Genomic DNA, 6,632 nt, shown 5'->3' with positions numbered 1-6,632 from the left:
CAGTATACCATGTTCCCTTCATTCTCCTAAAAAAGATACTCTCCCTCAGTTTTTAATTGCCTTTTTTATAATCTTTGCTATGATTGACGTGAATATATATACGAAGGAGCAATCTCATGCGCAAAGCTGAACGACATGCCATCATTAAACAAATTGTCGCCAATGAAACCGTTCGAACTCAAGAAGAGCTTTTAAAGAAAATTGAAGAACGAGGCGGCACCGCTACCCAAGCCACCATTTCTCGAGACATTCGGGATTTGAAAATCGTAAAAGCCCAAGACAAAGACGGACAGATTCGCTTTGAACTCTTCAGTGACTACGATCCAGAGCAAGACAGCCAAGAAGAAGAACAACGCTTGGTACGAATGATTGAAGAAGTCGTCACCAAAGTGGATCGTGTCCAATTTTTAACGATTATCACGACTATGCCCGATAACGCACAACTGCTCTCTGCGGTCATGGATGAAGTTCCCATTCCGGAAAAAGTTACCACATTGGCCGGCTTTGATACGGTGATTACCATTTGCCGCACCAATGAAGATGCCGAAAAATTGGAAAGCTACTTTAAGGAACATATCCTGGGCTAATTTTCTTGTCAGGAGGGGATTCCATGGATTTTAATACTTTAGATCCTATTGATTTCATCCTTTTTGCGGGACTTTTCATTACTGGCTTTTTCTTGCTGCTGGCTTTTACCATAAGAAAAACAAAAGGCTTGTTTTTCTCCCGTAGTCCCCAACGCTTTTTAAACGAACATTACCATACGTTTAAAGAGAAAAAACGTGGCTACGCTCCTTTCAGTCGCCTAGTACAGTTCAACTAAAGCAAAAATCGCTAAGTTGAACTAGCAAATTACACTGACTTAGCTTGATGAAATCAAGGTTAGTCAGTGTTTGAAATTTTTAACGATGAAAAGACAAGCGACTTCCCATGACGTTTAATGGGAAGTTGCTTGTCTTTTGCTCGTGGCTCACGTTTAGTATTGTTCGGTTCAGAGGACGGTGACATGACTATTGTTATACTCTCCTTTAGCACCTTTGTTCTTCGCTACTTTCCACCACGGTTTCTAGCTTTTTTAATTTTAAGTTTGCTGTGGTTTCTTTAATCAAAAAACTGGTGACCCTAATTGGGCCGCCAGTTTTTTGATGCTTTATGATAGCTTACTTTTTACATCTTATCTGGAGCTTGTAAGCCTAATAAGCGCAAATCTTCTTTTAATACCACAGTGACTGCGTAAACTAACGCTAAACGAGCTGATTTTTCAGCATCGTCGGTTAAAATTTTCACGTTGGCATAGTATTTATTAAAGGCTTGGGACAATTTAATGGCATGTTTTGCAATGACAGAAGGTTCAAATTTATCCGCTGCTTGCATAACCGTTTCTGGATATTTTTGCAAAAGCTTGATGACTTCCCAACTGTTTTCATCAGCTAACGCATAAGTTGCCTTTTCATCTGGCGTAAATTGCGCTTTGGCTAAAATACTCATGGCCCGAGCGTGGCTGTATTGTACGTAAGGTCCGGTTTCCCCTTCAAAACGCACGACTTCTTCTAAATCAAAATCAAAGTTATTTAAGCGATCGTTTTTCAAGTCGTGGAAAATAACGGCGCCTACACCAACTTCTCTAGCTACTTGATTTTGATTTTCCAAAGTCGGGTTCTTTTCCGCAATCTGAGCTTTGGCTAAAGCCGTCGCTTCTAGTAAAACTTCTTCTAGTAAAATAATTTTCCCTTTACGAGTGGAAAGTTTCTTGCCGTCTTTCGTGATCAATCCAAAAGGTACATGGTAGATGTCTTCGGACCAATCAAAGCCCATTTCCTTCAAAACAGCTTTCAATTGTTTAAAGTGATTACTTTGTTCATTGCCCACCACATAAATTGCTTTGGCAAAATCATAAGTCCGCTTGCGATAAATGGCAGCCGCTAAATCCCGGGTGATATACAAAGTCGCACCGTCAGATTTACGAATCAAGGCTGGATTCAAATCATAAGCAGACAAGTCCACGATTTCCGCACCTTGGTCTTCTTTAAGCAAGTGTTTTTCTTCCAACAATTCAACAACTTCTGCCATCTTATCGTTGTAGAAAGCTTCTCCATTCATCGAATCAAAGGAAACATCTAATAGGCCATAAATCTTATTAAACTCTTTTAAAGATTCATCCCGAAACCATTGCCATAAGCTAGTGGCTTCTTGATCTCCGTCTTCTAATTTTTTAAACCAAGCCCGAGCTTCATCTTCCAAAGCTGGCTCCGTTTCTGCTTTTTCATGAAAATCCACATACAATCGTAGTAATTCTTTAATTGGTTCTTCTTTGACTGCCGCTTCTGAACCCCATTTTTTATAAGCCACGATTAATTTCCCAAACTGAGTTCCCCAGTCTCCTAAATGATTGATTCGCACAGGTTGGTAGCCAATTTTTTCTAAAATAAAACCAATGGAGTTGCCAATTACTGTAGAGCGTAAATGCCCCATGGAAATTGGTTTGGCAATATTAGGCGAAGACATGTCAATCGGTACTGTTTGGCCTTCCCCGATACTAGCATTGCCGTAATTTGCTTGTTCTTTGACGATTTGGCCTAAGACGGTTTCACTGATTTTGCCTTTACTCATAAAGAAGTTTAAGTAGGGTCCCACCACTTCAATTTTTTCAAATGCTTCCGGAGCAATTTTTATGGCTAAATCTGCTGCGATTTGTTGCGGCGCTTTTTTATAAACTTTAGCTAAAGCAAAAGCGGGAAAAGCCACATCCCCGTGGTCTGCCGATTTAGGATTTTCCAGTAAATTTTGGACTTGTTCTAAGGTTAAATCATCTTTCACAACTGCATAGAGTTCTTTGGCTACAATTTCTTTATTGTTCATCTTCCATCCTCCTATTTTTTCTTGACTTGCTTCTACCATACGAAGAGACCGACCGACTCTTAGGCAAATAAAAACGCCTCTAATGTCCTAAGACACTAGAGACGAGAATTCCCGCGGTACCACTCTTGTTGCCTGTATCACCAGGCCACCTTGTCGTTAACGGTCGACTGCCGTCTAAGCGAAACTCCCAAGTGCGCTTCCCCTTGCTTACATTATCCGGCTCCCACCACTCCGGACTCGCTACAAATGCCTTGCAAAGCTACTCTCTTGTTCAACGTTTAGTATCAAGTTGGACAAATTATAGCAAAGAATCAGGAATTTGCCAAGGCGTAATTATCCCATGACCTTTAAACTCGAGGAATAAACAGGTTTCCTAATGTAGCTGCCATCACGGCTTTAATGCTGTGCATCCGGTTTTCCGCTTGTTGAAACTGCTTGGCGTACTCTGCTTGAAAGACCTCATCGCTCACTTCCATCTCGGTGATGCCAAATTCCTCAGCGATTTTTTTAGCAAAAAGGGTCTCTTGATCATGAAATGCCGGCAAGCAGTGTAAGAAAATCACATTGTCATTTTCCGTAGCCTGCACCATTTGTTGATTGACTTGATAAGGTAAAAGCAATTCCACCCGCGCTTTGGTCTCGGCTTCTTCTCCCATGGACACCCAGACATCTGTGTACAAAATATCCGCTCCTTTAACTCCTTGTGGAATGTCAGAAGTAATCAAAATCTCACTGCCGCTATCTTTCCCATAGTCTTTTGCCAAATTGATTACCCATTCTTCGGGAAAGAGACTTTCGGGAGTTACCACATGGACATTTACCCCTAAAATGGCACCGGTAACCAATAGTGAATTGGCTACATTATTGCGTCCATCTCCTACATAAGCTAAGGTCAGCCCTTCTAAAGCACCGAAATGTTCTTTAATGGTTAAAAAATCTGCCAGCATTTGCGTAGGATGCCACTGGTCTGTCAAGCCATTCCACACTGGGACTGTGCTATATTGGGCTAAAGTTTCCACTGCGCTTTGGCTAAACCCCCGGTATTCAATCCCATCAAACATACTCCCTAAAACTTTAGCCGTGTCTTTCACCGATTCCTTTTTGCCTAACTGAATATCTCCCGCTCCTAAAAATTCTGGATGGGCGCCTAAGTCATTCGCCGCCACAGTAAAAGCCGAGCGAGTTCTAGTGGACGTCTTTTCAAATAATAAAGCGATATTTTTCCCCGCTAAATAAGGATGAGGAATCCCTTGTTTTTTTAAAGCTTTTAAATGAGCCGCAAAATCAATCAAGTACATCAGTTCGGCTTTCGTAAAATCTTTTTCTGCTAAAAAGCTTCTCCCTTGAAAAACTGAATATTCCATCACAAAAACCCCTTAAACGTATATTTATACAAAATGATAGCATATTTGCTCAGAATTTCAAAGTCTTTCTCGCCAAATTGGTTGGCTCATACACCTAGGACCGCCTCGCCCCCGGGACAATTCCCCAGAAGCGATTTCCAAAACTTCCACCCCTGCTTCTCGCAGTAACTCATTGGATACATGGTTTCGATCATACGTAATCACTTTTCCTGGAGCGATGGCTAGGGTATTGGAACCGTCATTCCACTGCTCCCGGGAAGCAGCAATCGCATCACCACCACCTGTGGGAATCAAGAACAATTCTGATAAGCCCAAGCTTTCTTTTAAGACTTTTTGTAAATTGTGTTTTGGGGTGATGCGAATTTCTTCTCCATTTGGCTCCATCACATAAATATCCATTTTTTCTTCTGGAGATAAAATCTCGGGATGAATCGTAAACTTGTCGTAATCCACCATGGTAAAGACGGTATCTAAGTGCATCATGGCTCGTTGGCTAGGAATTTGAATCGCCAAAACTTTCGTGAAATCACTATTGGCAAAGAGACTTTTAGCCAAGGCTTCAATGGCTTTGGCTTGGGTTCTTTGACTAATTCCTATCGCCAAAACCTCTTCACTTAACACTAAAATATCCCCACCTTCAATGGAAGCCGGAAAATCTCGGTTTAACCAAATTGGCGTTTTTTGGTCAACAAACAGCGGGTGATGGTGATAAAGAGATTCCACAAAAAGGGATTCTCGCTTACGGGCTTCAAAGAACATAGGGTGAATGCTCAGGCCGTTGCCAATACAAGCTAACACGTCTCGGGGAAAATACAAACTAGGCAATGGTTTTAAATAAAAAGGCTCCTGGGAATTTTGCGAAACTTCTTCCAATGAACTAGGAGGAAATAAAAGTTCTGTTCTTCGCACTCCTGCCATTAACTTTTCGACTAAAGTTTTCGTTTCAAAGCTCAGTAAGTATTCAGTCAATCCTTGGGCTAACGCCAGTGAGGAAATCCCTGACTCTTTTAAAAAAATGTGCAAAAAGTCTTTTTTGACAGATTTTTCTTGTAGTGCTTCTGTGACTAATTGTTCCAAATACAAGACCTCTACCCCTTGTGCTCGTAATAAATTCGCAAAAGCATCGTGCTCTTGTTGAATGGTTTTGACATAGGGAATATCATCAAAAAGCAGTTGGTTCATGCTCTCTGGGGTCATGTTTTCCACTTCTAAACCCGGTCGCTTCAAGAGAACTTTTTTTAAGGAACCGATTTCAGAAAAAACTTGAATGGCTGACATCTGCTTCACACTCCTTTGACTCTCTTTTTTTATTATACCGTAACCACTTACAAGACCATACAAAAACAACCAGAATAAGCGGACTACTCCCTCTTGTTCTGGCTGTTTTATTAAAATGTTAAACTAGGATTGGCATTTAAGCTCAAATCAGCAAATTCTCCTTTTTGCAACTGCACATGGGCCGCAGCACCAATCATCGCACCATTATCTCCACAAAGACGCAATGGAGGAATTACTAATTCTGTCTCCAAATCACTTTCTGCCAAAGCTTGTGCTAAGCCAGCGCGCAGCCCTTGATTAGCTGCCACCCCTCCAGCTACAATCAATTGTTTTACCGGGTAAGCCTGTAAGGCACGGAGAGTTTTCGTAATCAAGACTTCACAAACACTTGCTTGAAAGCTTGCGGCTAAGTCAACCTTTGCAAAGGTCTCTCCCCGTTGTTCCCCGTTATGAACCAAGTTAATAAAGGCACTTTTAAGGCCGCTAAAACTAAAATCAAAATGGTCTTCATTGATCATCGCCCGAGGAAAATGATACATATCTTCTCCTTGATGAGCCAATTCATCAATTTCTTTACCACTAGGATAGGTCAAACCTAAAACTCGCCCTACTTTATCATAGGCTTCTCCTGCCGCATCATCTCTTGTTTGCCCGATGATTTCATATTCCCCATCTGCTTTCATATACACCAATTCCGTATGGCCGCCACTGACTAATAAAGCCATTAGTGGAAATTGTAAAGGGGCCACAAAGCGAGCCGCATAAATATGACCTGCCATGTGATTAACAGGAATCAAAGGCAAGTTATGAGCCCAGGCAAAAGCTTTGGCACTAGACAGACCGATTAAAAGTGAGCCCACTAGACCAGGACCATAAGTAACCGCCACCGCTGTTAAATCCTCTGGAGTGACATTGGCTTCTGATAAAGCTTCTTCTATACAAAGCGTAATTTGTTCCACATGGTGACGACTGGCGACTTCTGGCACCACTCCGCCAAAACGCTGATGACTTTTGATTTGAGAAGCAACAATATTACTTAAAATCTCATGACCATCTCTCACCACTGCGACACTGGTTTCGTCACAACTAGATTCGATGGCTAAGATTAATTCCGGTGACTCGTTCAAAGTA

Annotated in this window: 6 protein-coding genes and 1 other annotated feature; of the genes, 2 read left to right on the top strand and 4 right to left on the bottom strand. The window is 41.6% G+C overall.

What is annotated here, in order from left to right; all coding sequences use genetic code 11:
* Nucleotides 1-116: 116 nt before the first annotated feature.
* Nucleotides 117-587, top strand: a complete 471-nt coding sequence (locus AB5754_RS05415; RefSeq protein ID WP_368251485.1) for an arginine repressor — start codon at nucleotides 117-119, stop codon at nucleotides 585-587.
* 23 nt (nucleotides 588-610) lie between these two features.
* Nucleotides 611-823, top strand: a complete 213-nt coding sequence (locus AB5754_RS05410) for a hypothetical protein (RefSeq protein ID WP_368251486.1) — start codon at nucleotides 611-613, stop codon at nucleotides 821-823.
* Between the two features lie 344 nt (nucleotides 824-1,167).
* Here the strand turns inward: AB5754_RS05410 and argS are convergent, their stop codons facing one another.
* The 4 genes from argS to tsaD all read right to left on the bottom strand — a co-directional run bounded on the left by argS (nucleotide 1,168) and on the right by tsaD (nucleotide 6,628).
* Complete coding sequence (argS, locus tag AB5754_RS05405) at nucleotides 1,168-2,859, bottom strand: arginine--tRNA ligase (RefSeq protein ID WP_368251487.1); 1,692 nt, start codon at nucleotides 2,857-2,859, stop codon at nucleotides 1,168-1,170.
* 94 nt (nucleotides 2,860-2,953) lie between these two features.
* Nucleotides 2,954-3,143: a binding site (T-box leader), on the bottom strand.
* 63 nt (nucleotides 3,144-3,206) lie between these two features.
* On the bottom strand, nucleotides 3,207-4,223 hold the full coding sequence (gene argF / locus AB5754_RS05400) for an ornithine carbamoyltransferase (protein WP_368251488.1): 1,017 nt from the start codon (nucleotides 4,221-4,223) through the stop codon (nucleotides 3,207-3,209).
* A gap of 57 nt (nucleotides 4,224-4,280) precedes the next feature.
* Nucleotides 4,281-5,501: an arginine deiminase gene (gene arcA / locus AB5754_RS05395; RefSeq protein ID WP_368251489.1), complete on the bottom strand. Its 1,221-nt coding sequence runs from the start codon at nucleotides 5,499-5,501 to the stop codon at nucleotides 4,281-4,283.
* A 110-nt stretch (nucleotides 5,502-5,611) separates the two neighbouring features.
* A complete protein-coding gene (gene tsaD / locus AB5754_RS05390) occupies nucleotides 5,612-6,628 on the bottom strand; it encodes a tRNA (adenosine(37)-N6)-threonylcarbamoyltransferase complex transferase subunit TsaD (RefSeq protein WP_311833469.1) in 1,017 nt (338 codons plus the stop codon).
* Between the last annotated feature and the right edge of the window lie 4 nt (nucleotides 6,629-6,632).

Origin of the sequence: Enterococcus sp. 2201sp1_2201st1_C11_2201SCRN_220225 (genome assembly GCF_040925905.1) — a bacterium.
Classification (GTDB): Bacteria; Bacillota; Bacilli; order Lactobacillales; family Enterococcaceae; genus Enterococcus_C; species Enterococcus_C asini_A.
Note: the sequence above shows the minus strand (reverse complement) of the source record. Positions and strands in the feature narration are given on the sequence as shown.

Excerpts from the sequence above, each read along its gene's own strand:
- AB5754_RS05415 (WP_368251485.1), top strand. The coding sequence starts at position 117 with ATGCGCAAAGCTGAACGACATGCCATCATTAAACAAATTGTCGCCAAT.
- AB5754_RS05410 (WP_368251486.1), top strand. The coding sequence starts at position 611 with ATGGATTTTAATACTTTAGATCCTATTGATTTCATCCTTTTTGCGGGA.
- argS (WP_368251487.1), bottom strand. The coding sequence starts at position 2,859 with ATGAACAATAAAGAAATTGTAGCCAAAGAACTCTATGCAGTTGTGAAA.
- argF (WP_368251488.1), bottom strand. The coding sequence starts at position 4,223 with ATGGAATATTCAGTTTTTCAAGGGAGAAGCTTTTTAGCAGAAAAAGAT.
- arcA (WP_368251489.1), bottom strand. The coding sequence starts at position 5,501 with ATGTCAGCCATTCAAGTTTTTTCTGAAATCGGTTCCTTAAAAAAAGTT.